Annotated in this window: 24 protein-coding genes; 9 read left to right on the forward strand and 15 right to left on the reverse strand. The window is 62.6% G+C overall.

Annotation, left to right across the window (positions count from 1 at the left end):
- Positions 1-2: 2 nt before the first annotated feature.
- Positions 3-938 carry a dimethyl sulfoxide reductase anchor subunit family protein gene (locus JG739_RS31420; RefSeq protein WP_202364688.1) on the forward strand — a complete coding sequence of 312 codons (936 nt, stop codon included), beginning with the start codon at positions 3-5 and terminating at the stop codon, positions 936-938.
- Between the two features lie 6 nt (positions 939-944).
- On the opposite strand, the gene pdeM is transcribed toward JG739_RS31420, so the two are convergent.
- The 5 genes from pdeM to JG739_RS31445 form a co-directional block, all read right to left on the reverse strand.
- Positions 945-1,655, reverse strand: a complete 711-nt coding sequence (pdeM, locus tag JG739_RS31425; protein WP_202364689.1) for a ligase-associated DNA damage response endonuclease PdeM — start codon at positions 1,653-1,655, stop codon at positions 945-947.
- Positions 1,652-4,174: a ligase-associated DNA damage response DEXH box helicase gene (locus JG739_RS31430; protein ID WP_202364690.1), complete on the reverse strand. Its 2,523-nt coding sequence runs from the start codon at positions 4,172-4,174 to the stop codon at positions 1,652-1,654. The genes pdeM and JG739_RS31430 overlap by 4 nt, the downstream gene beginning before the upstream one ends.
- Before the next feature lie 365 nt (positions 4,175-4,539).
- Positions 4,540-5,400 carry a C40 family peptidase gene (locus JG739_RS31435; RefSeq protein WP_244749651.1) on the reverse strand — a complete coding sequence of 287 codons (861 nt, stop codon included), beginning with the start codon at positions 5,398-5,400 and terminating at the stop codon, positions 4,540-4,542.
- 37 nt (positions 5,401-5,437) lie between these two features.
- Entirely contained in the window at positions 5,438-5,788 is a 351-nt protein-coding gene (locus JG739_RS31440) for a MarR family winged helix-turn-helix transcriptional regulator (protein WP_202364692.1), read from the reverse strand.
- A gap of 61 nt (positions 5,789-5,849) precedes the next feature.
- Positions 5,850-7,214, reverse strand: coding sequence for a leucyl aminopeptidase family protein (locus JG739_RS31445; protein WP_202364693.1), 1,365 nt, complete (start codon positions 7,212-7,214; stop codon positions 5,850-5,852).
- Positions 7,215-7,336: 122 nt separating this feature from the next.
- Between JG739_RS31445 and JG739_RS31450 the strand changes: the two genes are divergently transcribed.
- On the forward strand, positions 7,337-8,158 hold the full coding sequence (locus JG739_RS31450) for a tetratricopeptide repeat protein (protein WP_202367718.1): 822 nt from the start codon (positions 7,337-7,339) through the stop codon (positions 8,156-8,158).
- A 434-nt stretch (positions 8,159-8,592) separates the two neighbouring features.
- On the opposite strand, the gene JG739_RS31455 is transcribed toward JG739_RS31450, so the two are convergent.
- The 10 genes from JG739_RS31455 to JG739_RS31500 form a co-directional block, all read right to left on the reverse strand.
- Positions 8,593-9,717: an IS110 family transposase gene (locus tag JG739_RS31455; protein WP_446720507.1), complete on the reverse strand. Its 1,125-nt coding sequence runs from the start codon at positions 9,715-9,717 to the stop codon at positions 8,593-8,595.
- A gap of 549 nt (positions 9,718-10,266) precedes the next feature.
- Entirely contained in the window at positions 10,267-11,283 is a 1,017-nt protein-coding gene (locus JG739_RS31460; protein ID WP_202364694.1) for a type II secretion system F family protein, read from the reverse strand.
- A 12-nt stretch (positions 11,284-11,295) separates the two neighbouring features.
- Positions 11,296-12,309 carry a type II secretion system F family protein gene (locus tag JG739_RS31465; protein WP_202364695.1) on the reverse strand — a complete coding sequence of 338 codons (1,014 nt, stop codon included), beginning with the start codon at positions 12,307-12,309 and terminating at the stop codon, positions 11,296-11,298.
- Between the two features lie 29 nt (positions 12,310-12,338).
- Entirely contained in the window at positions 12,339-13,844 is a 1,506-nt protein-coding gene (locus JG739_RS31470) for a CpaF family protein (protein WP_202364696.1), read from the reverse strand.
- 29 nt (positions 13,845-13,873) lie between these two features.
- Complete coding sequence (locus JG739_RS31475) at positions 13,874-15,157, reverse strand: AAA family ATPase (RefSeq protein WP_202364697.1); 1,284 nt, start codon at positions 15,155-15,157, stop codon at positions 13,874-13,876.
- Positions 15,158-15,191: 34 nt separating this feature from the next.
- Positions 15,192-15,929, reverse strand: coding sequence for a CpaD family pilus assembly protein (locus JG739_RS31480; RefSeq protein ID WP_202364698.1), 738 nt, complete (start codon positions 15,927-15,929; stop codon positions 15,192-15,194).
- A 12-nt stretch (positions 15,930-15,941) separates the two neighbouring features.
- Complete coding sequence (locus JG739_RS31485; RefSeq protein WP_202364699.1) at positions 15,942-17,459, reverse strand: type II and III secretion system protein family protein; 1,518 nt, start codon at positions 17,457-17,459, stop codon at positions 15,942-15,944.
- Positions 17,456-18,268: a Flp pilus assembly protein CpaB gene (gene cpaB / locus JG739_RS31490; protein WP_202364700.1), complete on the reverse strand. Its 813-nt coding sequence runs from the start codon at positions 18,266-18,268 to the stop codon at positions 17,456-17,458. Before cpaB ends, JG739_RS31485 begins: the two co-directional genes overlap by 4 nt.
- Before the next feature lie 211 nt (positions 18,269-18,479).
- On the reverse strand, positions 18,480-18,998 hold the full coding sequence (locus JG739_RS31495; protein WP_202364701.1) for an A24 family peptidase: 519 nt from the start codon (positions 18,996-18,998) through the stop codon (positions 18,480-18,482).
- A gap of 160 nt (positions 18,999-19,158) precedes the next feature.
- Positions 19,159-19,329, reverse strand: coding sequence for a Flp family type IVb pilin (locus JG739_RS31500; protein WP_202364702.1), 171 nt, complete (start codon positions 19,327-19,329; stop codon positions 19,159-19,161).
- A gap of 633 nt (positions 19,330-19,962) precedes the next feature.
- On the opposite strand from JG739_RS31500, the gene JG739_RS31505 reads away from it, so the two are divergent.
- From JG739_RS31505 to rpsT, 7 genes are all read left to right on the forward strand, one after another.
- A complete protein-coding gene (locus JG739_RS31505; RefSeq protein ID WP_202364703.1) occupies positions 19,963-20,385 on the forward strand; it encodes a pilus assembly protein N-terminal domain-containing protein in 423 nt (140 codons plus the stop codon).
- A gap of 152 nt (positions 20,386-20,537) precedes the next feature.
- On the forward strand, positions 20,538-21,098 hold the full coding sequence (locus JG739_RS31510; RefSeq protein ID WP_202364704.1) for a TadE/TadG family type IV pilus assembly protein: 561 nt from the start codon (positions 20,538-20,540) through the stop codon (positions 21,096-21,098).
- A 41-nt stretch (positions 21,099-21,139) separates the two neighbouring features.
- Positions 21,140-21,760, forward strand: a complete 621-nt coding sequence (locus JG739_RS31515) for a TadE/TadG family type IV pilus assembly protein (RefSeq protein ID WP_202364705.1) — start codon at positions 21,140-21,142, stop codon at positions 21,758-21,760.
- Between the two features lie 406 nt (positions 21,761-22,166).
- Positions 22,167-23,399 (forward strand): phosphopentomutase, encoded by a 1,233-nt coding sequence (locus JG739_RS31520; protein WP_202364706.1) that lies wholly within the window; start codon positions 22,167-22,169, stop codon positions 23,397-23,399.
- Positions 23,392-24,294, forward strand: a complete 903-nt coding sequence (gene mutM / locus JG739_RS31525; protein WP_202364707.1) for a bifunctional DNA-formamidopyrimidine glycosylase/DNA-(apurinic or apyrimidinic site) lyase — start codon at positions 23,392-23,394, stop codon at positions 24,292-24,294. Before JG739_RS31520 ends, mutM begins: the two co-directional genes overlap by 8 nt.
- 357 nt (positions 24,295-24,651) lie before the next feature.
- A complete protein-coding gene (locus JG739_RS31530) occupies positions 24,652-25,425 on the forward strand; it encodes an enoyl-CoA hydratase (protein ID WP_202364708.1) in 774 nt (257 codons plus the stop codon).
- A gap of 182 nt (positions 25,426-25,607) precedes the next feature.
- Complete coding sequence (rpsT, locus tag JG739_RS31535) at positions 25,608-25,874, forward strand: 30S ribosomal protein S20 (RefSeq protein ID WP_023802137.1); 267 nt, start codon at positions 25,608-25,610, stop codon at positions 25,872-25,874.
- Positions 25,875-26,690 lie beyond the last annotated feature (816 nt).

Consider the following 26,690-nt stretch of genomic DNA (forward strand, 5'->3'; position numbering starts at 1 on the left):
CCATGCATCCAGCCTTCTCCGTCGTCTTCTTCACCACTGCCACGGGCGCCGGTTACGGCCTGCTCGCACTGCTCGGCGTGTTGGCCGGACAAGGATTTGTCCCGCCTGACTTCTGGCTCGGCCTTGTCGGCATGGGGCTGGCGCTCGGCCTGATCTCGGCCGGCCTGTTGTCGTCGGCCGGCCATCTCGGCCGCCCAGAACGCGCCTGGAGAGCATTCTCGCAATGGCGCAGCTCGTGGCTGTCGCGCGAAGGTGTCGCCTCGGTCGCAACCTTCGTGCCGGCGGGATTGTTCGCCGTCGGCTGGGTGTTCATCGGCCGCACAAACGGCTGGGTGGCCGTCGCCGGACTGCTGGCTGCGGTCGGCGCGGTCGCCACCGTCTGCACCACCGGCATGATCTACGCCTCGCTGAAGCCGATCGCCCAGTGGCACAGCCGCTTTACCTTGCCCGGCTATCTGATCTTTTCGGCGATGAGCGGCAGCGTGCTTCTCAACGCGCTGCTGCAGGCTTTCGCCCTCGGCTCGACTATCGTTCTGACGGGTTGCGTGCTGCTGACCTTGCTCGGCTGGGGCTGGAAGCTGGCAACCTGGCGATACAACGACAGGCTGGAAATCCCGACCAACGCCAACACCGCGACCGGACTTGCCAGCGGTACCGTGCGGTCGCTGGAATGGCCGCACACCGAAGAAAACTACCTGCTCAAGGAGATGGGCTTTCGCATCGCGCGCAAGCACAAGGCGCGGCTGCGCCAGATCACGCAAGTGCTGGCCTTCGCCCTGCCCGCCTCGCTGCTGATTGCCGCGTTCGCCTTGCCACGGCCCTATGCGGCGGTGCTGTCGGCAGTCGCCACATCAGCCCAATTCGCTGGCATGCTGGTCGAACGCTGGCTGTTCTTCGCCGAGGCGAAACACACCGTCACTCTCTACTACGGCAGGTAGAGCAGCTCAGCCTGGTCGCAGCATGGCGTGGGAGATCGCAAAAATGCGCTCGGTGCCAAGCATATAGGCCATCAGCGTTTCGCGACGGAACAGCCCGGCATAGGCGCGGTCGAGCACATTGAGCGAGCCGGTATAGGCGCCGAAGGCCGGCATGATCATGCGGCCGCCGTCGCCGGCGAAGCAGCGCCGTCGCACCGAGCGGCCTTGCTGCACGATTCGGGCGCAAGGGTGCAGATGACCTGATACCTCGCCTTCCACTCTCACCGCCGAAGGCTCGTGCCGGAATACGAGAGAGCCTATGGCCAGTTCGCGGACCGTATCGCCGGGCAGGTCGGCCGGCGCATCCGGGTCATGATTGCCGGCAACCCAGAACCAGTCGCGGCCGGCCATCAGCGCTTCCAGGCGTTCGCGAAAGCTTGCATGCATGCGCGCAGCGCCGCCGCCGTCATGAAAGCTGTCGCCGAGGCTGATGACGATCGCCGGCTGATAATCGGCAATCACCGCCTGCAATCGCAGCAACGTCGCACCGGTATCATAAGGCGGGATCAATGAACCGCGCCGTGCCAGCGACGAACCCTTTTCCAGATGCAGGTCGGACACTGTCAGAAGCCGAAGCTCGGGAAAATAAAGCACGCCGCGCCGGTCGCAGATCGCGCGCTCGCCAGCGATGCCGATAGGATCCGCCAGGAGCGCAGTCATGGCGAGTGCGAATGTCATTTCGTCCCCATGGCCTCCTCGACCAGCGTTGCCGCATCCATCAGCAGCGTATCATCGGCCTCGCCATGCACCGGCATCTTGCCGATCTCGAGCATGATCGGCACGGCGAGCGGCGAGATCTGCTCGAGATGCTTATGCACGATTCGTCCCTGGATGCGCGAGAGCATCTCGCCAAGTCTGCTGACATCCAGCAGCCTCGTGGCCGCGTCGGCACGCGTCGCCTGCAGCAGGATGTGGTCAGGCTCATGGCTGCGCAAAACGTCGTAGATGAGGTCGGTCGAGACGGTGACCTGGCGGCCGCTCTTCTCCTGGCCCGGATGTCGTTTTTCGATCAGTCCGGAGATGAGCGCGCAATTGCGGAAGGTGCGCTTCAATAGCCAACTGTCGGCCAGCCAGGCTTCGAGATCGTCGCCCAGCATGTCCTGGTCGAAAAGCTGGCTGAGCGACGGTTTCCTCGCTCGGAACATCCTGCCCATATCGGCCAGCGACCATATGGCAAGCACATAGTCGGTGGCGACGAAGCCGAGCGGCCTGGCTCCCGCCCTGTCGAGGCGGCGGGTAAGCAGCATGCCGAGCGTCTGGTGCGCCAGCCTGCCCTCGAACGGGTAGGCCACCAGATAGTGGCGGTTGCCGCGCGGAAAGGTCTCGATCAGCAGGTCGTCGCGTTTCGGCAGCACCGATTTGTCGGCCTGGAAGCGCAGCCAGTCGGCGACCTGTTCCGGCAGCTTCTTCCAGCGCTGCGGGTCGTCCAGCATGATGCGGATCTGTTCGGCGAGGTAAGTCGAAAGCGGGAATTTGCCGCCGCCATAATAGGGCACCTTGGCGTCGCTGCCGGGCGCATTCGACACGAAGCACTCATTGTCGCGGATGCCCTCGAAGCGGAGCACCTTGCCGGCGAACATGAAGGTGTCGCCATGCGTCAGCGTTTCGAGGAACGCCTCCTCGATCTTGCCGAGAACCCGACCGCCGCGCGAGGCAGAGCCTTTGCTGCCGGCCTTGACGTAACGCACGTTGAGCGCCGGCACCTCGATGATGGTGCCGACATTCAGCCGGTACTGCTGGGCGATGCGAGGATTGGACACCCGCCACAGCCCATCCTTGTTCAGCCGGATGCGGGCGTAGCGCTCGTAGTTCTTCAGCGCATAGCCACCGGTGGCGACGAAGTCGACGACACGATCGAAAGTCGGCCGGTCGAGTTCGGCATAGGGCGCGGCGGTTCGCACCTCCTCGAACAGCGCATCGGCATGAAAAGGCGCGCCGCAGGCGCAACCCAAGACATGCTGCGCCAGCACATCGAGCCCGCCATCGACCAGCGGCGGCGTGTCCTGGGCGCCGAGATAATTGGCGTCGAGCGCCGCCCGGCATTCCAGCACCTCGAACCGGTTGGCCGGAATCAGAATCGCCTTCGACGGCTCATCCATACGGTGGTTGGCGCGGCCGATGCGCTGCGCCAGCCGGCTGGCACCCTTGGGAGCGCCGACATGGACGACCAGGTCGACATCGCCCCAGTCGATGCCGAGGTCGAGCGTCGAGGTGGCGACGATGGCGCGCAGCGCATTCTCACCCATCGCTTTTTCGACGCGCCGGCGCTGGGCGACATCGAGCGAGCCGTGATGCAGCGCGATCGGCAAAGTGTCGTCATTGACCCGCCACAATTCCTGGAACAGCAGCTCGGCCTGGCTGCGCGTGTTGACGAACAGCAGCGTCGTCTTGTGACGTTTGACCTCGTTGTAGATTTCCGGTGTGGCGTAGCGGGCCGAATGTCCCGCCCACGGCACGTGCTCCTCCGAATCGAGGATGGAGATCTCGGGCTTGGCGCCGCCGGTGACGACGATCAATTCGGCCATGCCGCCCGGTGGATTCTGGCTGACCAGCCAGCGCCGCAATTCGTCCGGCTCGGCGACCGTCGCCGACAGGCCGATCGTCTGCAAGCCGGGAACAAAGGACCGCAGCCGGGCCAGCCCGAGCGCCAGGAGATGGCCGCGCTTCGACGTCACCAAAGAATGCAGTTCGTCGAGCACGACATAGCGCAGATCCTCGAAGAAGCGCCTGGCATCGGGCGCAGCAATCAGCAGCGCCAGTTGCTCGGGCGTGGTCAGGAGGATGTCGGGCGGCGCCAGCTTCTGCCGCTGGCGCTTGTGCGCGGGCGTGTCGCCGGTGCGCGTCTCGATGGTGACGGACAAACCGATCTCTTCCACCGGCTTGCCGAGATTGCGCTCGATGTCGACGGCCAGCGCTTTCAGCGGCGAGATGTAGAGCGTGTGGATGCCGCGACGCGCCTGCCCCGGCCTTCTCCCTGGCCGCCCGGCCAGCTCGGTTAGTGACGGCAGAAAGCCGGCCAGCGTCTTGCCGGCGCCGGTCGGCGCGATCAGCAGAACCGACTGCCCGGCCTGGGCAGTCGCCAGCAATTCGATCTGATGGGCGCGCGGCGACCAGCCTTTTTGCGCAAACCATTTGAGGAATGGCTCGGGCAAGTGCGCGGCGGCATTCTGTTCGGCAAGGCGCGGCTGCTCTGTCACCCGCCAGAGGTAGCGCGGCGGCGAGCAATCGCCAAGAACAATCGGAACAAAAGGTGATCGTTTTCTTGTCCCTTCTCCCCTTGTTGTGGGAGAGATGCCGGGCAGGGCAGAGGGCAGTGTGGATCGCGGTTTCGTTCCAGCTTGGGTTCCTCGCCCCCACGAAGTGGGGGCGAGGTGGCTCGGCGAAGCCGAGACGGAGAGGGGGACTGCGCCCGACGAAAGCCCCCTCTCCGGCCGCTTCGCGGCCACCTCTCCCCCGCCCTTGGCGGGGGCGAGGAACCCAAGTCTTGAGAGGTCGAGCGACAGCGCCCCCTCTCCTCAACCCACGCAAAGCCCTCCTTGTGGGAGAAGGAAAAGCGCTTACCCTACGGCCGCCGGAACCCTGTCGGACTGCCATAGAGATAGCCGATGCGGGCGACGGCTTGCCTGAACCCTTCACGCGAGACCAGCATGGTGTGGCCGTTGGCGTGGATCATCGTTTCCGGGTCGGTCATGACAGCGACATGGCCTTTCCAGAACACCAGGTCGCCGCGCCGCAACCCGGCAAACTCCGGACCCGGGTCGAGCGGCTCGCCGATGGTCGCCGCCTGCATGTCGGAATCGCGCAGCACTTGCCTGCCGGCCATGTGCATCGCCAGTTGCACGAGGCCGGAGCAATCGATGCCGAAGCCGGAGGCGCCGCCCCACAGATAGGGCGTGCCGAGAAAAGCCTCCGCGACCGCGACATAGTCGGCAGCCGGCTCTCCCAGGGGGCTGAGATGGCCTGATATGACGGCGTCGCCGGACGGCAGCAGCGCGTAATGCGTGCCGCGCGTTTCTGCCGCGCCCACCACCGTCACCGCCGATCCCATCGAAAGTTGCCCGCTCGGCGGAAGCCGCAAATCCGGTCCGGGATAGAGGAAGGTGCGCGGCACCGAGACGACATGGGTTGGCGTATGGTCCCGTCCGCCCAGGACGGTGTCGCCGACATAGCCGACATAGCCGTCGCGCTCCGATTGGATCCAGGCCCAGCCCTCGACGTCTTCGAAGACGAGGACGTCGTCGCCGAACAGGGCTTGCGTGTTGACGCCGGCATCCGGCCGCGGCGCCTTGCGGATATCGGCCACTGCGGCTGAAATCCGCGCTGGCCGCCCGGCGACGAAGCGATCGGCGGCGACCTCGCCCTCCAGCCTGGCATCGGCGAGATCGGAACGGAAGGCGTGAAGGCGGGCATCCCTGGCGGTCAAATCGGCAACTCGTTCAGAAGGGAGGTCGGCGGTTCGGTCAGATGGGCAATTCCTGGGCTCTGGCGATGATAACATCGCCGAAGCGCTCGACAAAGAGAGCGCCTTCTACGGTTCGCTTGACCAGCACGTTGCGCTTGTCGAGCTCATCGCGATGGCGCGAAACCAGCTTCATTGCGCCCATCGTGTCGAGCGCCCGGGTGATCACCGGCTTGGTGACATTGAGCCGGGCGGCGAGCCCGCGCACCGTATGCGGCGGCGGGTCGAGATAGATGGTGAACAGGATCGCCGTCTGGCGCATGGTGAGGTCTGGTGCGTCGTCGCGCACCTGCGACAGCACCACCTGCTGCCACAGTCGCAAGGCCTGGCTTGGACGCATCGAGATCGACATCCGACCAGAATGACGGCAAATTGTTTCGGTTCCGTTTCAGTCTCGTGCTGAACAGGAGCTGTCAGGCATAGCGTTTCGAGATAACCCTTTCCAGCGCGCGGATGCCTTGCGCTTCGCCGCCGGCCAGGCCCTGCGGACGATCGGACGGGTTCCAGGCGAAGATGTCGAAATGCGCCCAGACGGCGGTCTTCTCGATGAAGCGCTTGAGGAAAAGCGCTGCGGTGATCGAGCCGGCGAAACTGTCTGACGTGACGTTGCTGATGTCGGCGATCTTCGACGACAGCTTTGCGTCATAGGGTTTCCACAGCGGCATGCGCCACAGAGGATCCTCGACTGCGACAGAGGCCGCAGCCAGGTCGGAGGCCAGCGCTTCATCGCCGGTGTAGAACGGCGGCAGGTCGGGACCGAGCGCGACGCGAGCAGCCCCGGTCAGGGTCGCCATGTCGATCAGCAGCTGCGGCTCGTCGTCGTCCGCCAGTGCCAAGGCGTCCGCCAGCACCAGCCGCCCCTCGGCGTCGGTGTTGCCGATCTCGACTGTGATGCCCTTACGGCTCACCAGCACGTCGCCGGGCCGGAAGGCGTTGCCGGCAATCGAATTTTCGACCGCTGGGATCAGTACACGCAGCCGGACTTTTAGCCTGGCGGCCATGATCATCGAGGCGAGGCCCAATACGTTGGCCGCGCCGCCCATGTCCTTCTTCATCAAGAGCATGCCCGAGGACGGCTTGATGTCGAGACCACCGGTGTCGAAGCAGACGCCCTTGCCGACCAGCGTCACCTTCGGGGCGTTCTCCGGTCCCCAAATCATATCGATCAGCCGCGGTGCGCCGACGGAAGCGCGGCCGACCGCATGGATCATCGGGAAATTCTTCTTGAGCAGGTCGTCGCCCCTGGTCACCGACGCTTCGGCCTTGTACGTCCCGGCCAAGTTCCGAGCTGCCTCCTCCAACTCGTCCGGTCCCATGTCGCTGGTCGGCGTGTTGACCAGATCGCGCGTCAGGAAAACGCCATCGGCGATGCGGCGAACATACGCCCCTTCAGCGCCTGGCGGGAGCGAAAAACGCAGCGTCTTGCCAGGCTTTTTGCCGTAGCGGGTGAAGACATAGCCGCCGAGCGCCAGTGCGATGGCCGCGATTTCCGGCTCGGCCAGTGTCGAGGCGAAATGCCAATCGCCTTCGGGCAAGGCTCTCGCCAGCGCGCCGACGGCAAGCGCGCCTTCGCCGTCGCCGGTGCCGAACAGTGCTCCGGCAAGCGCGCCGTTTTCGCCGGGCAGGATCAGCGTCCTGCCGGCCTGACCGGAAAAGCCGTTGGCCCTGGCCCAGGCGAGCGAAGACGAGGCAAGCGCCGCTGCATCCAGTCTGTTCTTCGCCACCAGATGGACCGGCAGCGTGGTCTTCAGTTTTCCCTCGATGAATTCGACTGGCATTCGATGGTCTCCGGCTTCCGAGTCGGCGCTTTTTAACTATCCGTTAGGGTTAACAGAATATTTCTGCGGGAGGGAAGATGGCCACGTAATAGCCAATTTGACGAATGGAGGCCCTGGTGCAGATGCCGACCAACAGCATGACGAACGCCAGGGGAAAGCGGCTGATCACCACGGCATTCATAATGGCGCTCGCGGCCAGCGTTGCAGGCTGCGGAACCAGCAAGTTGACGACGGGCTCGATAGGACGCCCCAGCGGCAAACCGTTGGAAACCATGTCGGCCGGCGAGTTGCACAAGGCGACGATCGCGCTGGGTCAGTCCTATGCCAAGAACCCCAACGACAAGCGGATCGCGACGAATTATGCCGCGGCGCTGCAAATGGATGGCGACGCCGACCAGTCGCTCGCCGTGATGCGCAAACTGGCGATCGTCCTGCCGAAGGACCGCGAAGTGCTCGCCGCCTATGGCAAGGCGCTTGCCGCCAACGGGCAGTTCGAGCCGGCGCTCGACGCGGTGCGCCGCGCGCAGACACCGGAATATCCCGACTGGAAGCTGGTGTCGGCGGAAGCCGCTATTCTCGATCAGCTTGGCCAGAGAGACGCGGCGCGCCAGAATTACCGCAAGGCGCTTGACCTCAAGCCGAACGAACCTTCGATCCTTTCCAATCTCGGCATGTCCTATGTGCTGGAAGGTGATCTGCGCACGGCTGAAACCTATATGAGCTCGGCCGCCCAGCAGCCGAACGCCGACAGCCGCGTCCGCCAGAACCTGGCGCTGGTCGTCGGCCTGCAGGGCCGCTTCGACGAGGCCGAGAAGATCGCCTCGCAGGAGCTTTCGTCCGAACAGGCGCAGGCGAACGTGGCTTATCTTCGCCAGATGCTCGCCCAGCAGAACGCCTGGAGCCAACTCAAGGACCAGGACAAGACAAAGCCCGCCACCAACTGACCGCGCCCGCCCCGGCGCCAGAGGCCTCGACAGAGTGATTTTGACCGATCGGCGATAGGCAGCGAATGGCGATAATTCGCGTCAGTGGCAATCGCAAACCTTGGAGCTTGGCTGAGATACCCCTCCACTTCGTCATCCCAGGGCAAGCAAGGAGCGAAGCGACGCGGCGCAGACCCTGGGATCCATATGTGGACGGCGCCCTGCCTGCAACGGTTGTCTTGCGTCGTTTTCGATCGCTTGCGTCCATATGTCCGGCCTTTGAGCGCGGTCCGTGCGGCCGCTGGCCAAGGTGGGGTTCGCGACGCCCGTTCCAATCATGCCAGCGGTTTCGTTGGCCAATGGATCCCTCGGAGTTTCGCGCGTCACGGATCGATCGATCACGTCCATCTTCCTTCCGTTGCAAGAGCTTGTGTTCGGTGTTCCTCCGTTGCGGCCTATCCGGGCATGTCAGCGCCGTGCTGAGCCGCGGTCAGGGCTGGCCGCAGGCCACCGCCGCAGGCGGCGCGAAGCGGCCTTGAGGGCGGCGAGGAGGCGTCAGGCTGCCCGGATGGGCCGCAACGGTACGGCTCGCCGGTGATCATCATCTTCCAGGCCATGCGGGCGGTCTTGTTGGCGAGCGCCACAGCCGCCAGCTTCGGCGGCTTGCGCGCAATCAACGCCGCCAGCCACGGCGAGGCCTTGGCGCGGCCGCGACGCACCTGCTGGATGTGGGCCGTCGCGCCCACCACCAGCGCCTGCCGCAGCATCTCGTCGCCGGCCCGCGTGATCACCCCCAGCCGGTTCTTGCCGGCGGTCGAATGGTTCTTCGGCGTCAGCCCCAGCCACGCCGCGAAGTCGCGTCCCGAGCCGAACGCTGTCGCATCAGTGACCTTGACGCCGAGCAGGCTCGCCACGACCGGCCCGACGCCGGGCATCGCAGCCAGTCGCTGTCCAGTCTCGTCCTTGCGGTGATGGGCCAACAGCTTCTTGTCGATTGCCGCGTATCGCGCGCACACCGCGCGGTATTCCTCGCCGAGCGTCTCAAACAGTTCCTTTGCCAGCGCCGGCACCGTCGCGTCGCCGGCAATGCGGGCCAGCAGTGGCTCGATGCGGGCAAGGCCTTGTGCGGCCACCAGGCCGAATTCGGCTGCGTAGCCGCGGATCGTGTTGGAAAGCTGCGTGCGCCGCCGCACCAGCTGCTCGCGCACCCCAAACAGCATCTGCGCCGCTTGCTGCTCGCCGCTCTTGACCCCAACAAAGCGTGTCCTGGGCCGGCTCATCGCCTCGCAGGTCGCCTCGGCGTCAGCCGCGTCATGCTTGCCGCGCCGCACATACGGCTTCACGTGCTGCGCCGCGATCAGCACCACCTCATGACCCAGCCCCGACAGCGTGCGCGCCCAGTAATGCGAGCCGCCGCACGCCTCCAACCCGATCCTCACTGGCGCAAGCTTGGCGAAGAACGGGACTACCGCCCGCCGTCGCAATTTACGCACCAGCACCGGACGCTCCGCAGCGTCGACACCATGCAGCTGAAAAACACTCTTGGACGTATCCATGCCAATACGGATAAGCTGTTCCACGGACGGCTCCCTTGTTTGAGATCTCAACGAACTCATTCTGGCACATCCGATGCCGTCGGGCGCCGTCCACCCCATCATGCCGTTACCTCAGCCGAAGAATGCAGCGGCTCAGAATAAAAGCGCTCTGTAGCGATCCTTCGCGCCCCCCTCTGTCCTGCCGGACATCTCCCCCACGAGGGTCCCACGAGGGGGAGATTGGCCGTGACCGCCGGCCTTGGCCAACCCTTCAACATTGCAGGACTAGCGGGGCGCTAAAACCGCCAATCTCCCTCCTTGTGGGGGAGATGTCCGGCAGGACAGAGGGGGGCGCTGTCCCTCGGCGATCAAAGGTTCTGCACCACAGCAACGCTCTGAAGTAACGGCATGGATCCTAGCTAGGGTCTGCGCCGCGTCGCTTCGCTCCTTGCTTCGCCCTAGGATGACGAAGGCATGTTGGCCTGTGGCTAATCCCCAGCGTCAGAGATGATCGCTTCAGCGCAACGAAAATCGGTTCCGATTTTCGACGTCATGCGCAAGTGCGGCTCCGCATGAATTGCATTGTCGCCTCGTCTATTGGCTGCTCGATGACGGCTGGTCGCCGAAAATGCCGCGCTCGCTTACCTGGATGCCGGCGGGACCCAGTATGATGGCGAACAGCACCGGCAGGAAGAACAGGATCATCGGCACGGTGAGCTTCGGCGGCAGGGCCGCGGCCTTCTTCTCGGCGGCGTTCATGCGCATGTCGCGGCTTTCGCCGGCAAGCACGCGCAGCGCGTGCGCCACCGGCGTGCCGTAGCGCTCGGCCTGGACCAGCGCCTGCGACACCGACTTGACCGATTCCAGCCCGGTGCGGCTTGCAAGGTTCTCGTAAGCCTGCTTGCGTTCCTGCAAGTAGGAAAGCTCGGCATTGGTCAGGATGAACTCTTCGGCAAGCGCCACCGACTGCGCGCCGATCTCGTCGGCGACCTTGCGAAACGCCGCCTCCACCGACATGCCGGATTCGACGCAGATCAGCATCAGGTCGAGCGCGTCCGGCCACGCCATCTGGATCGACTGCTTGCGCTTGGTGGCGCGGTTGTTGACATAGAGCACCGGCGCGTAAAAACCCGCATAGGCGACGACGATACAGACGAACAACTTGATGACAGGCGGCTGCTCCGGCAACCCGCCGAGCACGAACAGATAGATCGCGGCCAGGGCAAAGCCGACAAAGGGCAGGATCAGACGAAAGAAAAGGAAACGCGTCAACGGATTCTGCCCGCGGAAGCCAGCCACCTTGAGTTTCTGCAAGGTGCCTTCATCGGCCAGGGCGCGCCTCAGGTCCAGCCGGTCGACAATATTGCGCATGCCGATCGACTGTTGCTCGCGCAGGCCCTTGCGGCGGCGATCGGCATCGAGGGCAAGCCGCGCACGCTGCTTGGCGCGCAGTTCGTCGCGCTCCAGCGCCACCGATTTCATGCGCGCCTTGAGCTGGTTTCCGCCAAAGGCAGGCAGCAGCGTGAACACGGTCGCAAACACCGCAATGCCGACCAACAGGGCAATCAGAAATGCCGGATCGGTAAGGGTTTTGACGACGTTCTCGGTCATGCGCTCGAAATCCTAAACATCGAAGTTCATCATCTTGCGCATCACCAGGATGCCGATCGACATCCAGGCGGCGGAGCAGCCGAGGATCAGATTGCCGACGCTGGTGGTGAACAATGGCATGATGTAGTTCGGGCTTGTCAGGTAGACGAGAAAGGCGACGACGAATGGCAAGGCGCCGATGATCACCGCGGACGCTTTCGCTTCCATCGACAGCGCCTGGACCTTGGCCTTCATCTTCTTGCGGTCGCGAAGCACCCGCGAAAGATTGCCCAGAGCCTCGGAGAGATTGCCGCCGGCCTGGGACTGGATCTGGATGACGATGCCGAAGAAGCTCGCCTCGGTGCACGGCATCGTCTCGGCCATACGCATGCTGGCGTCGGGGATCGACAGGCCCATCTGCTGCGAATCGATGATGCGGCGGAACTCGGTCTTGACCGGTTCGGGCGATTCATTGGCGATCAGGCGGACGGCATCGTTCAGCGGCAGGCCGGATTTGACCGCACGCACGATGATGTCGAGCGCGTTCGGAAATTCGTTGAGGAATGCCTTGACCCGGCGGGCGCGGCAAAACGAGACGAACCAGCGTGGCAGGCCGAGGCCACCGACCAGGAGCGTGCCCGGCAGGACAAACAACGGCGCGCCGGCGAACCAGGCAAGAAACGTCAGGACGACGCCGCAAACCGCCGAGTAGAGATAGAAGCGCTCGATCGAGACCTTCATGCCCGCCTGACGGATCTGGGCCTTCAGCGGCGGTTTTTTGACGATGCCCTGGCTGGTTTTGTGCTTCTGTTCGAGATCCTTCAGCGAATCCTGAACCGATTTGCGCCGCTTGGCCGCTTCCGCGACACGATCGCGCGAAGCCTTGACGACGGCACCATCCGTCTCGGCGGTCTTGATCGTTTCAAGCCGCCTGCCGACCTGCCTCTCGGCGCTGATCCGGTTGAACAGAAAGGCGTAGGCGACTGCGCCGGCGCTGAAGCCGGCGAGCACGATGAATGCCAGCACGGTGCCGTCAATTCCAAACATCGGCCCTGGCTCCTACGCCTCCAGATGAATCAGTCAGCGCGTTTCTCCATTGCCTCGAGCGCATTGGCGAGGCGCTGTTCCTCGCCATAGTAGCGGGCGCGCTCCCAGAAATGCGGACGACCGATGCCTGTTGAAACATGCTCTCCCAGCAGCCTGCCGTTCGCGTCCTCGCCTTTGATGTTGTAGAGAACGATGTCCTGCGTGATGATGACGTCGCCCTCCATTCCGATCACCTCGGTGATGTGGGTGATGCGCCGCGATCCGTCGCGCAGGCGTGCCGCCTGGATGATCACGTCCACGGAACCGACGACGATTTCACGCACGGTTTTCTGCGGCAGCGTGTAACCGCCCATCGCGATCATCGATTCGATACGGTTCAGGCATTCGCGCGGGCTGTTCGAGTGGATCGTGCCCATCGAGCCGTCATGGCCGGTGTTCATCGCCTGCAGAAGATCGAACACTTCAGGTCCGCGCACTTCGCCGACGATGATGCGCTCGGGCCGCATGCGCAGGCAGTTCTTGACCAGATCGCGCATGGTCACCTCGCCCTCGCCCTCGAGATTGGGCGGGCGGGTTTCCAGACGCACGACATGCGGCTGCTGCAACTGCAGCTCGGCCGAATCCTCGCAGGTGATGACGCGTTCCTCGCGGTCGATATAATTGGTCAGGCAGTTGAGCAGCGTCGTCTTGCCCGAACCGGTACCGCCTGAAATGACGATGTTGCAGCGGACGCGGCCAATGATCTTGAGAATCTCGGCGCCGTGCGGCGAAATGGCGCCGAACTTGACCAGCTGGTCGAGCGTCAGCTTGTCCTTCTTGAACTTGCGGATGGTGAGCGCGGTGCCGTCGATGGCGAGTGGCGGCGCGATGACGTTGACGCGGGAGCCATCGGGAAGGCGCGCGTCGCAGATCGGGCTCGATTCATCGACGCGGCGGCCAACCTGGCTGACGATGCGCTGGCAGATGTTGAGGAGCTGCTGGTTATCGCGGAAACGAATGCCGGTCTGCTCGACCTTGCCGTTTACCTCGATATAAACGTCCTTGGAGCCGTTGACCATGATGTCGGCGATGTCGTCGCGGGCGAGCAACGGCTCCAGCGGCCCGTAACCGAGCACGTCATTACAGATATCCTCCAGCAGTTCTTCCTGCTCGGCGATCGACATCGCGAAATTCTTGATCGCGATGATATCGTTGACGATGTCGCGGATTTCCTCGCGTGCGCTCTCCGGATCGAGCTTGGCGAGTTGCGACAGGTCGATGGTGTCGATGAGCGCGGCAAAGACCTGGCTCTTGGTATCGTAGTAGGTTTCGCTCTTTTGGCGCTGGAGCTTTTTCGGCTCCGGGGCCAATGGCGGCGCCTCGACCGCACGGCGCACGGGCGCCGGCGCGCCAAGCGTGCCAGATGGCGGCGGTGCGGGTTTGGCAAGAACCGCCGTTTCAACAGGTTTTGCCGCCGGCGCGGCAGGCGCTGGTGCCGGCTGGCGGAATTCCGGGGTGGACCGGCTGCCGTCGTCGCTGCCTCTTTTACCAAACATGATCGATTACCAATTCCGCCCCGGAAGCATCACTTCTTGCCGCGCGAGAGCTTGCCAAGGAGATTGCCTAGGCCCGCTTTCTTTCTCGCCTTGATTTCGCTGCGCCCGGTCAGCACATGCGCAATCTCGTTGATCGTGCCGACGACCGGGTTCCTGGCATCCATCTCGCCGAGCATGCGCCCATTGTTGGCGGCGTTTCCGAACAACAGCGGCTCGAAAGCAATGACCGACATCGGCGACAGGCCGAGCGAGTCGGCGAAGTCGGATGTCGAGATCTCCGGGCGCTTCGGCATACCGGCCTGATTGATGATCAGCTTCGGCGGCGGATCGTTGGGGCGAAGCCGCTTGAGCATGTCGGTGAGATTCTTGGTGTTGCGCAGATTGGCCAGCTCCGGCGTCGCCGTGATCACGATCTCGTCGGCCTTGACCAGTATGTTCTTGGTCCAGCCTGTCCAGACGTGCGGAACATCGAGCACCAGCAGCGGCACGCTGCGCTGCGCCGTGTCGATAAGCTGCGTGAAAGCGTCGGGATCGAAATCGTAGACCCGATCGAGAGTTGACGGCGCTGCAAGCAGCGACAAATGCTCGGCGCACTGGGCGAGCAGCCGGTCGAGATAGACCTCGTCGAGGCGCTCCGGCGAGAAAACGGCTTCGGCAATGCCTTGCGCCGGATCCTGATCGAAATTGATGTTGGCGGTTCCGAAAGCCAGGTCGAGATCGGCGACAACCACTTCGGACTTGAACAGCGACGACATCGCCCAGGCCACATTGTGGGCAATGGTCGAGGAGCCGACGCCACCCTTGGCGCCGATGAAGGCGATCGAGCGGCCGATCGGCTCGGCTTCCGGATCAACGAAGATCGTCGATACCACGCTGACGATATCGGCCATCGATACCGGCGCGATGACATATTCGGAAATGCCGGAGCGGATGAGCTCGCGATACAACCCGACATCATTGTAGTGGCCGATGACCACGACCTTTGAGGTCGGATCGCAATATTCGGAGAGCTGCGTGAGCTGCTCGAGCAATTGCTTCGGCTCGCTGCGCGATTCCAGCAGGATCAGGTTCGGTGTCGGCGCCGATTGGTAGAACTCGATGGCGGTGGCGATGCCGCCCATATGAACCTTCAGATGGGCCTTCGCCATGCGACGATCCTCTCCGGCGCGCTCGACCGGATTGGCAACGCCCTCGGTCTCGCAGAATGCCTGAATCGAGATGCGCGGAATCGGCCGCAACGCCTGCATGGCGGCGATGTCCTGCTGCGAGATTTCGCCGCCATCTATCCCGGTGTCGTAGGCAAGATTGCTCATCGTCATTTCTTTCCGTGACTTGCGCGGCTCAAGCTCAATAATCGACTTCCGAATTGCCGAGGAATTCGTCCGAAATGCCTCTCTGGCGGTAGACGTCGATCACTTCGCCGCGATTTTCCGCGTCGATATCGGATTGCTTGCGCGGCCCGAGCAGATCGGTCGGGTTTGCCATCTGGGCGGCAAGATTGTTCTGATATGAGCAGCCGAAATCGGCATGGTGCTTGTTTTCCGAGGTCTGCAGCAGGTCTTCGGGCCAGCGCCCGCATCTGCCGGTCTGCGCCTTCACCGTGACATAGGCGACGCGGATCGGGGCGGACGCTTCGGCCGAAACCGACTGGTAGGTGGTGATGACAATCCGGTTCCGGCTGATGCCGCTGGCAATCGCAAGCCTGGCGAAATCGCGCCCGGCCGCGGTCGCGGCGATCTCGTTGGCCGAACCGCTCGGGATCGAGATCGTCAGGGTCGGAGCGGCGCTCTTGTCATAGCCGTCCAGGAAGCCCAGAAGCGTGTCGCGCTGCGACCGGGTCATGCCGCGATCGCCGGCGCCGACCGGAAGGTCGATCTTCTGGTTTTTCTCGGCGATGACGATCGGATGGTTGGTGCGATAGTCGTCCGGAACAGCGCCGACCGTGATGCTGTCCCGGTTGGCGCAGCCGGCCAGCAATACCGCGACCGCACCCGCCAGGAGCGGCAGGACCGGCCGGCAGATCCGCGAACGGCCGGATCGCATCGCTGCGGTGATCGTCCTTGCCTTCAACGCCGACTGAGACATGTCCGCTTCCCCCTATTTGTAGATGAAGCCGACGACGCCGTGATAACGGCCGTTGGGCTTGTCGGTCTGCATGGTGCCGTAGACGCGATTGACACGGCCAAGGAACATGCCGGCGCCGTCGCTGGCGGCGTTGAAATTGTCGTCCGGCTTGGCAAGGGCGTTGCGCGTCACCGGCTTGACCAGATAGGGCGTGATGATGATGACCAGCTCGGTCTCGTTGCGGACGAAATCGCGGCTGCGGAACAGCGTGCCGAGCACCGGAATCTTGGTCAGCCCCGGCAGGCCGTTGACGGCTTGCCTGATGTCATCCCGAACCAGGCCGGCGATCATCATCGAGCCGCCGGAAGGCAGCTCCACCGTCGTGTCGGCCAAGCGTTTACGAATCGACAGGGCGTTCATACCGGGGCTTGTTACGCCATCGGACAAAGATACCGATCCCTCCGTCGTCGGCTCGGAAACCGACGTCCTGACCTTCAGGCTGATGCGGCCGGGAGACAGCACCACCGGCTGGAATTCCAGGCCAATGCCGTATTCGATCTTCTCGATTTCATACGTCTTCACACCGGTCTGGTTATCGTCGGACACGGCTCGGGAAGCGCTGGTCACCAAATTATATTCGCCGCCGACTTTGAAGGTCGCCTTCTCGCCGGATACGGCCGTCAACGTCGGCTCGGCCAGGGTTTTCATGACGCCTGACTGTTCCATGGCGTTTATGTAGGCGTCCAGCGTCGAGGTGCCGATAGCCAGGCCAGAGTTCGACAGCGACTTGCCCAAGCCGGCGAAGTTGTCGCTTATCGCGCTCCAACTGATGCCGTTGCTGCTGCCGCTGCCGATCAGGTTGACACCGAGTTGCTTCATTACCGAGCGGCTGACTTCGGCGACCGTCACCTTCAGCGTCACCTGGTCGTCGCCGATGATCTGCAGCAGGTTGACGATCTGGCTGACGCGACGCTCGGAATCGGGATTGTCGATGTCGACGCCGGCTTCGGCCGAGCCGCCGAAGGCGGTCTGCGAATACTGTCCAGTGGTCGCTTCACCGCCCGACACGAAGATGGTGGCCAGATCGACCGCGCGCTTGGCATCCAGGGGCGTGTCCACGGTTCCGGTCAGGACGACGTTGTCGTTCAGCAATTCGACCGTGATGCTCGATGACGGTATGAAGCGCCTGATATAGTCTTCCAGTCCGGCAACGTCGCGTTCGACCGCCAGATCCAGGCTGACGATCTGTTCGCCATTGGGGCCGAAGACGAAGATGTTGGTGTCGCCGACCGCCTTTCCAAAGAGATAGATGCGCCTGGCGGTGCGGGTCACCGCATCGGCGACCGCCGGGTTGGCGACGAGAATATCATAGGCATCGCTCGGCAGGTCGATGACCACGGATTTGTTGAGACCGAGCTTTACGCGCTGGGTGGCGGTCGAAGCCGACACCTCGGCGCCTGCCGCATTGGCCTCGAGGAGGCCATGCGCGTTGGTCCCAAGCAGGAACAGGCCGATTGCCGCAGCCAGTACGACCGGAGCGTTTAACCTCATTGCCTTGCTCCCACTTCGGAAACTTCGCCCGACTTGATCAGGCGCACCGTGCCGCGCCGCCCATTGCCGGAAACGAGATAGTCGGCCTCGCCCAGATCCTTCTCCTGGGTGTCGGTGATCGACCGCAGCGCTAATGTCAGCCGATCCGCCATCTGCTGGGCGACTGTGATGATTTCCGCCTGCTGCGGTGTCAGTTCCAGGGTGGCGGTCTGGCCGACCCTGGTGCGCTTGCCTTCCTCGTCCTCCTGGATGGTCTGGTCGATCGCCAGGACGCGAATGTTCTTGAGGATGGTCTCGGTGGTAAAGCCGCTGCCGCCGCCTGCCGCATCGGCTCTGCGGGTCATGATGACGTCGACGAAATCATTGGGAAGAATGAAGCCGCCGGCCGAAGTGTCGGCCGATACGGCTGTGGCGACGGCCCGCATGCCCGAGGGCAGGATCGACGACATGAAGCTCTGTCCCTCGCCGATCAGCTTGGAGCGGCGCAGCGGCTCACCGGCATACATCGCCACACGGGCAATACCGCCTTTCAGCTTCTCCAACGCATCGGGCTCGGCGGCGCGGGTGATGAAATTCGCGTTGATGCCATCGGCCGGCCATGACTGCCAGGCGATGTTGTTGTCGAGCGGGCTGCCCATCGGAACGTCACCGGACAGGACAAGCACGTCCTGCAGCGCGATTGCCGGCGTCTCGGGGCCGGAATCGACGATTTGAGGCGGCGGAGCCGCCACCATGTTTTTTGCGACATATCCTGCGCCACCCGCCGCGGCTACCGCCACGCCTAGAATGATCAATCGGGATGCTGGCATCTGTCCGAACCTCGTCCTTGGCAAACAACCTAGCCAAGCCGGACCTTGCAGCGGCAATCGTCAAAACAAGGTTAATTTAATACTTACGATCGTGCTTAATTTAACGTTTACATAAATTTTAGGCATCGCTCCGGACCGCAAAAAAGGGGCCAAGCCGCCCTGTTTCAACGTCAAATTGAAGGAATGGTAGGCTGGCCTGACGAGCGAAGAATCAGGCCGCCAGCCTTGCAAGTGCCCACGCCATCAACGGCGAATCCGGAAAGGTGAGCAGGCCGCCAATGCCAAGCGCAATGCCATAGGGAACGCCTGATGTCTCGTCGGCGAAATGGCGTAAGAACGGATTGTGGCTTGTGACGGCTGCAAGCGGCGATTTCCGATAGACGAGGATGGCGAGCGTCAGCAGGCCACCGATGGAGGTCGAGACCACGAGATATTCGACGAGGTGGATGTTCAGCCCCATCCAAACGGCGGTGGCGGCCAGCAGCTTGGCGTCGCCGCCACCCATGCCGCCCAGCGCGAACAGCCCAAAGGTCACGGCGAGAACCAGGCCACCGGCGGCGAAATGCCAGCCATAGCTTGCCCAGTCCATGCCGGTCAGCGGCGCGACCAGGGCGAAGACGGCGACAAGCAGCACCGGCACGCGATTGGCGATTGTCATCGACAGCATGTCGGAGATCGCGGCAAAGAGCATGCAGAACGGAAACACGACGAAGATCACGGCTTCAAGCATGGGCGCGGCGCCTGTGGTCAAATTGTATCTGGCCCCCAGCCTAGTCATATTCGCTTGACGATTGATGAGGGCTGGAATTTCAAATCATGCTAGGACTAAAGACTAAATAAGGGCCGCCAATGCGGCGGCCCTTATTGGAGTACAACCGAACCTGTTACGGTCAGCTACCGCTCACCTTACCGGCGATGGTGGTGAACTTGGCGTTCAGCGCGTCGCCCAGCGAGGTGGCGCCGACCATGATGGCGAGCGCGATGAGTGCGGCGATCAGACCGTATTCGATGGCGGTCGCGCCGGATTCGTCCTTCACAAAACGTGCAATGAGATTAGACATTCGAGAGCTCCTACTCCAGGTGTTACAGCAATTCCGTCAACTTCTCTGGTGGCTGATCGGATGCTGCCAATCTACGGAGAAGCTCTTTCGATCGGCTTAATAAACAGCCTTAGCGATTCCTTTCCGGTTTCGATGACATTGCGTGGTTAACCGTAGACTAAGTGACGCCTATGGATGCGACAGGCAGGTCAAGGGCCGCGAAAGACGCGACTGCCGTTACCTCAGAGCGTCACGACTGTGCAGAACCTTTGATGGCGGAGCGAAGCGCCCCCCCTCTGTCCTGCCGGACATCTCCCCCACTTGGGGGGAGATCGGCAGCTTCGCGGACAGCGTCCTTTTTGCAGGGTTGGTGGTTGGCGAAATCAGTGATGAAGGCCAATCTCCCCACTTGTGGGGGAGATGTCCGGCAGGACAGAGGGGGGCGCTGTCCCGCCGGCATTAAAGGTTCTGCTCCGCAGCAGCGCTCCGAGGTCACGGCATGGATCCTAGGTTCTGCGCCGCGTCGCTTCGCTCCTTGCTTCGACCTAGGATGACGAAGGCACGGGGGCGTTTTCACGGCCCTCCTCGCTTAACCGTTGGTTCACCAATCTCGCTCATGTTCCGTTGAGCAATTTGCCGCCGTGGAGCGCTACAATGACCGGGCCGAGATCGTCCTTTCCGATTGCAGCACTTCTTGCCGCCACGGCTCTTGTCGTGCCGGCCAAGGCCGACACCGGCATCGAGGTCACAATGCACCAGGCGAAGATCGTCAAATTGTCGCGCGCCGCCGATACGATCGTCGTCGGCAATCCGGCGATCGCCGACGCCTCGGTGCAGGATGCTTCGACGATCGTGCTGACCGGCAAGGGCTTCGGCGTTACCAATCTCGTCGTCCTCGATCAGGAGGGCCGTCCGATCGTCGACGAGCAGATCACCGTCGTGCGACAGGGCGCGTCATCGGTGCGCATCTATCGACGCGCCGAAATACAGACCATGTCCTGCACACCGTATTGCGAGAGCTCGTATAAGAGCGACGCTGAAAAGGCCTCGGAAGCCGAGATGAGCGCCGGCCAGTAAGCGACCCGACCGTTTCGTCTCCCTGAAAAGCCGCTTCGGTTATCGGCCTGTTAAAACCTTCCAGCCGAATTTAACGATCATCCAAACCGCACTTCAATGGGTTTACGCTAATCTTGCCTCCGACACCCCTAAGGGATTGGTAGGCACGGGACATGAGCAAAGCAGGACGATCAAGTTTTTCGGCGCGCTTCCTTGGCGACCGGCGCGGCAGCACCGCTCTGGAGTTCGCGATGCTTGCGGTGCCGTTTGCGCTCCTCGTCTTTGCCATACTGGAGAGCTGCATTTCATTTGCCGGGCAAGAGGTGATGGCCAATATCACCGACGATGTCGCGCGCCGGCTCCGAACGGGCCAGGAAAGACAGGCGAACGTAACCGAGGCGACGCTGAAGACCATGATCTGCAGGCAGTTGGAGATCATGGTCGCCAAGGGCTGCCCCGGATTGGAAGTGGATCTGCGCGCGTATCCGAGCTTCGCCGCCGCAGCCCAGGCGGGCTTCAAGATAAATCAGGACGGCGAAATCGAGCTGACCGGCACGACCCCCACAACTTTTACGGTATCCCCAGGGTTGGCTGAATCGATAAACATGCTGCGGGTTTTTTACAAATGGCCCGTCATGACCGATTTCATGGCCAAGTCGATGGCCAATCTGAAAGACGGCAACACGCTGCATTTCGCATCGATGACCTGGAAGAACGAGCCGTTCGACGACTGAAGACGCAATCAGCTGCATGGAATGAAGAAAAGGACGATAGCATGGGGCGTGCGGGGGCACATTTGAGGACCGCCAGGATCTGCTCGAAGGCCATCCGGTTCTGCCGTGATCGCCGCGGTGTCGCGGCGGTTGAGTTTGCCTTCATCGTGCCCGTCCTGCTGGTCATGTACTTCCTGACGATGGAAGCCTCGCAAGCCATCGAGACAAGCAAGAAAGTCAGTCGCATCGGCAGCATGGTGGCGGATCTCGTCACCCAGCAGCAGACCATCACGCCAGCCGAACTCGATGGGATCATGCAGATCGGCAACTCCACCCTTCGGCCGTACAACCGATCGACCCCGGAAATCATCATCACCGCAATAGAGGTGACGAACGAAACGACGCCGCGGGTGCTGGTCGCCTGGTCACGCAAGATGGTCGGCGGCGCCTTCAGCGCCGACGCCGCCAAAAACTCCGTCACCACGGTAGCACCGACGCTCAACGTCAGGGGCACGTTTCTCATTCGCGTCGAAAGCAATCTCGCATACCAGCCGATCATCACCTGGTCGGCGGACAGTGAAAAGCGGCTTGGCTTCAGTTCGGCTTTCAACTCGATATCGATGGGCGAAACCTATTTTCTCAGGCCCCGCAGGAGCCCGACCATTACCTGCGACACCTGCTGAAACGGCGGCTGCGGATGCCTTCAATTTTTTGCGTATAGACTGACAAATTGCCAAAGCCGGCGCCGCCCCTCATTGCCCTGCCGGGCATTTCTCCCCGTATAGTGACGGGGAGAAAGGGGCTGGCTGCAACGTGGTTGCTCTTCCTGTAACGCTGGAGATTGGCGAAACCGGCGATGACAACGCCCCTCTCCCCGTCCCTATACGGGGAGAGGTCGCCGGCAGGCGGGTGAGGGGCAGCGCCGACGCCTGCAGTGGGCGCAGGTCCACCAGAACCGCATCCTCGGCAATACCAGCGCCAACTGTCGCGCCCGGTCGTGCACCCAGCCGTCTGGTTGCGAATTGCCAATGGCGGCGCGGCCGCCTATGTCTGGGCGGACAGACAAAACGATAAAAACGAACCCCTGCAATGGCGCGCGCCTTCCTTTTTGTTCTCGATTCCTTCGGCATCGGCGGCGCGGCCGACGCCGAGCGCTATGGCGACACCGGTTCCAACACGTTCGGGCACATCGCTGAAGCCTGCGCGGAAGGCAGGGCGGATCGCGAGGGGCTGCGCAAAGGCCCGCTTTTCGTGCCCAACATGCTCTCGCTCGGTCTGGGCTACGCGGCGAAAACCGCGACAGGATTCTGCCTCGACAGCGGCGGCCTGCTTGCCTCCGCCTTCCACGGCGCGGCGCAGGAGGTTTCGAGCGGCAAGGACACGCCGTCAGGCCATTGGGAAATCGCCGCCTTGCCGGTCCGCTTCGACTGGGGCTATTTCCCGGACACGGTTCCCGCCTTTCCGGCCGACCTGACCGAAGCGATCATCCGCGAGGGAGAGGTGCCGGGCATTCTCGGCAATTGCCATGCTCCGGGCACCGAGATCATCGAGCGGTACGGCGAGGAGCATGTCCGCACCGGCAAGCCGATCTGCTACACGTCGGTCGACTCCGTCCTGCAGATCGCCGCGCATGAAGTTCACTTCGGCCTGGAGCGGCTCTATGAATTCTGCAAGGTGGTGCGCAGGCTGGTCGATCCGCTGAACATCGGCCGGGTCATCGCCCGGCCTTTCATTGGAGAAACCGCCGCCAGCTTCGAACGGACGCACAACCGCCGGGACTATTCGGTACCGCCGCCCGAACCGACCCTGCTCGACCGGCTGACGGCGCGCGGCAGCCGGGTCATCGCGGTCGGCAAGATCAGTGACATCTTCGCCCATCGCGGCGTTTCGGAAGTGCGCAAGGCCGCCGGCAACATGGCGATGTTCGACAAGGCGCTCGGCGCGATGGCTGACGCAGGCGACGGCGATCTCGTCTTCGCCAATTTCGTCGATTTCGACACCGAGTTCGGCCATCGGCGCGACGTTGCCGGCTATGCCGCCGCGCTCGAGGCCTTCGACCGGCGGCTGCCGGAGGCGCTTGCACGGCTTAATCCTGGCGACCTTCTCATCCTCACGGCCGACCACGGCAACGATCCGACCTGGCACGGCACCGATCATACGCGCGAACGCATTCCGGTGATCGGCACTGGACCAGGGTTTGGTGGCGACATCGGGCTTCGAACGACATTCGCCGACATCGGTGAAACCGTCGCCGAGCATCTTGGGTTGGCACGCGGCCGTCACGGCACCTCCTTCTATGCAGAGATAGGCGGCCATGCCTGAGCTGCCTGAGGTCGAAACGGTGCGGCGGGGCCTGCAGCCGGTCCTGGAAGGCGCCCGCATCGCCCGCGTCGAGGCGCGCCGGCCCGACCTGCGCTTTCCATTTCCCGAAAAATTTTTGGAGAGGCTGACCGGCAAGACGATTACGGCGCTCGGCCGCCGGGCCAAATACCTGACGATGCAGCTGGAAGGCGGTCCGGTGCTGATCTGCCATCTCGGCATGTCGGGTTCGTTCCGCATCGAAACCTCCAATGACACGCCCGATAGCAGCGAAATATTGGGCGCGTTTTATCACGAGCGCTCGAAGAGCGCGGTGCACGACCATGTCGTCTTCCATATCGTCTCTCCCCAAGGCGCCCGGTCCCGGGTGACCTTCAACGATCCGCGCCGTTTCGGCTTCATGCTCTTTTCGGAAGGGACGCCCGACACGCATCCGATGCTGGCGGGGCTTGGCGTCGAGCCGACAGGCAATGCGTTGGACGGCGAACTGCTCGCCTCGCTGCTGAAAGGCCGGAAGTCGCCCCTAAAGGCAGCACTTCTCGATCAGCGGCTGATCGCCGGGCTCGGCAATATCTACGTGTCGGAGGCGCTGTGGCGCGCCGGCCTGTCGCCTTTGCGCGAGGCAGGCAGCATCGCAAAGCCTGGAAAGAGGGCCAAACAGCAGCGCGACGCCCTGGCCGAAGCAATCCGCGCGGTGATCGCCGATGCGATCGCCGCCGGCGGATCGTCGCTGCGCGACTATGTGCAGACCGACGGGTCCCTGGGCTATTTCCAGCATTCGTTCGCGGTTTACGATCGCGAGGGCGAGGCCTGCTCCAAGCACGGCTGCAGCGGCCATATCGAGCGCATCGTGCAAAGCGGGCGTTCCACCTTCTATTGCCGGACCTGTCAGTTGTGAGCTGGTTCCTTTGCACCAGAGGATGACTGAGCCTGAAAGGAGGCTGTGAAGGTTGCCGCCGACCGATCTCCTCCTGCCAATCTCAATGGTTTGCAATTAGCCATAAGCCACCACACCTTCGTCATCCCAGGGCGAAGCAAGGAGCGAAGAGACGCGCGCAGACCCTGGGATGACGAAGGGAGGGATGTTTCAGCCAATCCTAGAGGTTTGCGATTGCCACTGATTGTCTGAGAGAATTGTCGACGGTCGCTGTCGATCGGCCCAAAATGTCAAAATCACTGTGCAGAGGAACTAGGCGCCAAGGCGTAAGCTGGCACACCTGATGCATGCCAGACGACCAAATGAGGAGATGCAGTCATGGCCTATGAAACGATACTGGTGGAAACCCGCGGCAAGGTCGGGCTGATCACGCTGAACCGGCCGAAGGCGCTCAATGCGCTGAACTCGCAAGTCCTGGCGGATGTGGTCGCGGCCGTGAACGGCTTCTGCGCCAATGCCGACATCGGCGCGATGGTCATCACCGGCTCCGAAAAAGCCTTCGCGGCAGGTGCGGACATCAAGGAAATGCAGGCGATCTCCTTTGTCGACGCCTATGTGCAGGATTTCTTTGTCGGCTGGGAAGAGCTCACCCGGGCGCGCAAGCCTGTCATCGCGGCGGTGGCCGGCTATGCGCTCGGCGGCGGTTGCGAACTGGCGATGATGTGCGATTTCATCATCGCCGCCGACAACGCCAAGTTCGGTCAGCCCGAGATCACGCTCGGCGTCATGCCGGGCATGGGCGGATCGCAGCGCCTGACCCGTTTCGTCGGCAAGTCGAAAGCGATGGACATGTGCCTGACCGGACGGATGATGGATGCGGCGGAAGCCGAGCGTTGCGGCCTGGTGTCGCGTGTCGTGCCCGCCGGCGAGCTCATCGAGGAGGCGTTGCAGGCGGCGGCCAAGATAGCCGATTTTTCGCTGCCGTCGGTGATGATGGCGAAAGAGGCCGTCAACCGCGCCTACGAAACGACACTGGCAGAGGGGCTGCGGTTCGAGCGCCGGCTGTTTCACTCACTGTTTGCGCTCGATGACCAGAAGGAAGGCATGGCGGCCTTTGTCGAGAAGCGGAAGCCAAATTTCTCGAACCGGTAGATGGTGGCGACAGCGGCCGGAAGCGAGCCACAGCAGCGGCCAAAAAGAAGGCGAAGCAGCGTTGACGCGCTGGAAAAGCTGAACTATAAGCCGCACCAACCGAGGCGGCCCTGTGGCTGCCCGTTTGTTTTTTGCGCCTTGCGGCATTCCGCATGCGTCCACCAGATCAGAAGAGAGGCATCATGGCCAATACCTCCTCGGCCAAAAAGGCTACGCGCAAGATCGCCCGCCGCACCGCGATCAACAAGAACCGCCGCTCGCGCGTGCGGACCTACATCCGCCAGGTCGAAGAGGCGCTCGCCTCGGGCGACAAGGCTGCCGCGCAGGCTGCTTTCAAGGTGGCTGAGCCGGAATTGATGCGCGCCGCGAGCAAGGGCGTGGTGCACAAGAATACGGCATCCCGCAAGGTGTCGCGCCTGGCCCAGCGCCTCAAGGTGTTGTCGGCCTGATATACATTTACTAAACTTTTCGTTTTCAGACCCGGCCGCTCGTGCCGGGTTTTTTCGTTTGCCGGCAAGTACTTAAAAAGAAAGCCCGCAAGCAACACGCCGCACGATTTCGAAGTTCGAAATGCTTTGCCGGCACCATACGTGCCGGCCGACAGGCGCAGCCGCTGAAAACGTTCACGGCGAAATATCATCTGTCGAAAATCACCTTTATTTTTCAAAAAGTTGTGGACGGTCATCCACAGCTTGTTCACATCGGGTGCGAGGGATGGGGGACAATTGCCTGTCAAGAAAATTATTTGATAAAATTTCGCGCGATGTGGCCTTTTTCACATTCGCCGGAAAAGGGTTTGAATCACAATGGGTTTGTCAAAACAAGCCAGTGCAACGCAGGCTCCGAACCCGTTTGCGCTAACCACATTCCTTAAAAATCCGTTAGTCGTGGCCTTGCCCTATCCACAGCGATTTCGCTAAGGTCTGTCCATCGAGAGGGACGGGCCGTTGGCCCTTAACCCAGCCTGAATCGGCCAGCACAAAATGGCAGAATTCATGACGCGGATCATCTCTGCGTACGGGCTTGGTTTGCCTTTTCGATACGGTAGGGGAATGGCGTAATTGTACATGGCAGATCAATGACGCGCCGGCGTTTCGCCGGGCGGAATTGTATTGCCCTGACATGACCAAAGCGGGCTGGCTCCGAGGAGCCGGCGCCGGTTCCCCGACAATATGGCGAGATCATCTGCCGGCGGCGGCGATGGTGTCGCTGCGAGGACACGGTCGCCGGAAACATGGATGCAGGAGGCGCATTCCCGGCGGAAA

It is taken from the genome of Mesorhizobium sp. L-2-11 (assembly GCF_016756595.1).
Lineage (GTDB): Bacteria > Pseudomonadota > Alphaproteobacteria > Rhizobiales > Rhizobiaceae > Mesorhizobium.

Coding starts and splice junctions, on each gene's coding strand:
- JG739_RS31520 (WP_202364706.1), top strand. CDS start 22,167: ATGGCGCGCGCCTTCCTTTTTGTTCTCGATTCCTTCGGCATCGGCGGC.
- JG739_RS31420 (WP_202364688.1), top strand. CDS start 3: ATGCATCCAGCCTTCTCCGTCGTCTTCTTCACCACTGCCACGGGCGCC.
- JG739_RS31505 (WP_202364703.1), top strand. CDS start 19,963: ATGACCGGGCCGAGATCGTCCTTTCCGATTGCAGCACTTCTTGCCGCC.
- mutM (WP_202364707.1), top strand. CDS start 23,392: ATGCCTGAGCTGCCTGAGGTCGAAACGGTGCGGCGGGGCCTGCAGCCG.
- JG739_RS31440 (WP_202364692.1), bottom strand. CDS start 5,788: ATGTCGATCTCGATGCGTCCAAGCCAGGCCTTGCGACTGTGGCAGCAG.
- JG739_RS31480 (WP_202364698.1), bottom strand. CDS start 15,929: ATGTCTCAGTCGGCGTTGAAGGCAAGGACGATCACCGCAGCGATGCGA.
- JG739_RS31485 (WP_202364699.1), bottom strand. CDS start 17,459: ATGAGGTTAAACGCTCCGGTCGTACTGGCTGCGGCAATCGGCCTGTTC.
- JG739_RS31500 (WP_202364702.1), bottom strand. CDS start 19,329: ATGTCTAATCTCATTGCACGTTTTGTGAAGGACGAATCCGGCGCGACC.
- JG739_RS31445 (WP_202364693.1), bottom strand. CDS start 7,214: ATGCCAGTCGAATTCATCGAGGGAAAACTGAAGACCACGCTGCCGGTC.
- JG739_RS31475 (WP_202364697.1), bottom strand. CDS start 15,157: ATGAGCAATCTTGCCTACGACACCGGGATAGATGGCGGCGAAATCTCG.
- JG739_RS31450 (WP_202367718.1), top strand. CDS start 7,337: ATGCCGACCAACAGCATGACGAACGCCAGGGGAAAGCGGCTGATCACC.
- JG739_RS31460 (WP_202364694.1), bottom strand. CDS start 11,283: ATGACCGAGAACGTCGTCAAAACCCTTACCGATCCGGCATTTCTGATT.
- rpsT (WP_023802137.1), top strand. CDS start 25,608: ATGGCCAATACCTCCTCGGCCAAAAAGGCTACGCGCAAGATCGCCCGC.
- JG739_RS31465 (WP_202364695.1), bottom strand. CDS start 12,309: ATGTTTGGAATTGACGGCACCGTGCTGGCATTCATCGTGCTCGCCGGC.
- JG739_RS31470 (WP_202364696.1), bottom strand. CDS start 13,844: ATGTTTGGTAAAAGAGGCAGCGACGACGGCAGCCGGTCCACCCCGGAA.
- cpaB (WP_202364700.1), bottom strand. CDS start 18,268: ATGCCAGCATCCCGATTGATCATTCTAGGCGTGGCGGTAGCCGCGGCG.
- JG739_RS31530 (WP_202364708.1), top strand. CDS start 24,652: ATGGCCTATGAAACGATACTGGTGGAAACCCGCGGCAAGGTCGGGCTG.
- JG739_RS31515 (WP_202364705.1), top strand. CDS start 21,140: ATGGGGCGTGCGGGGGCACATTTGAGGACCGCCAGGATCTGCTCGAAG.
- pdeM (WP_202364689.1), bottom strand. CDS start 1,655: ATGACATTCGCACTCGCCATGACTGCGCTCCTGGCGGATCCTATCGGC.
- JG739_RS31495 (WP_202364701.1), bottom strand. CDS start 18,998: ATGCTTGAAGCCGTGATCTTCGTCGTGTTTCCGTTCTGCATGCTCTTT.
- JG739_RS31510 (WP_202364704.1), top strand. CDS start 20,538: ATGAGCAAAGCAGGACGATCAAGTTTTTCGGCGCGCTTCCTTGGCGAC.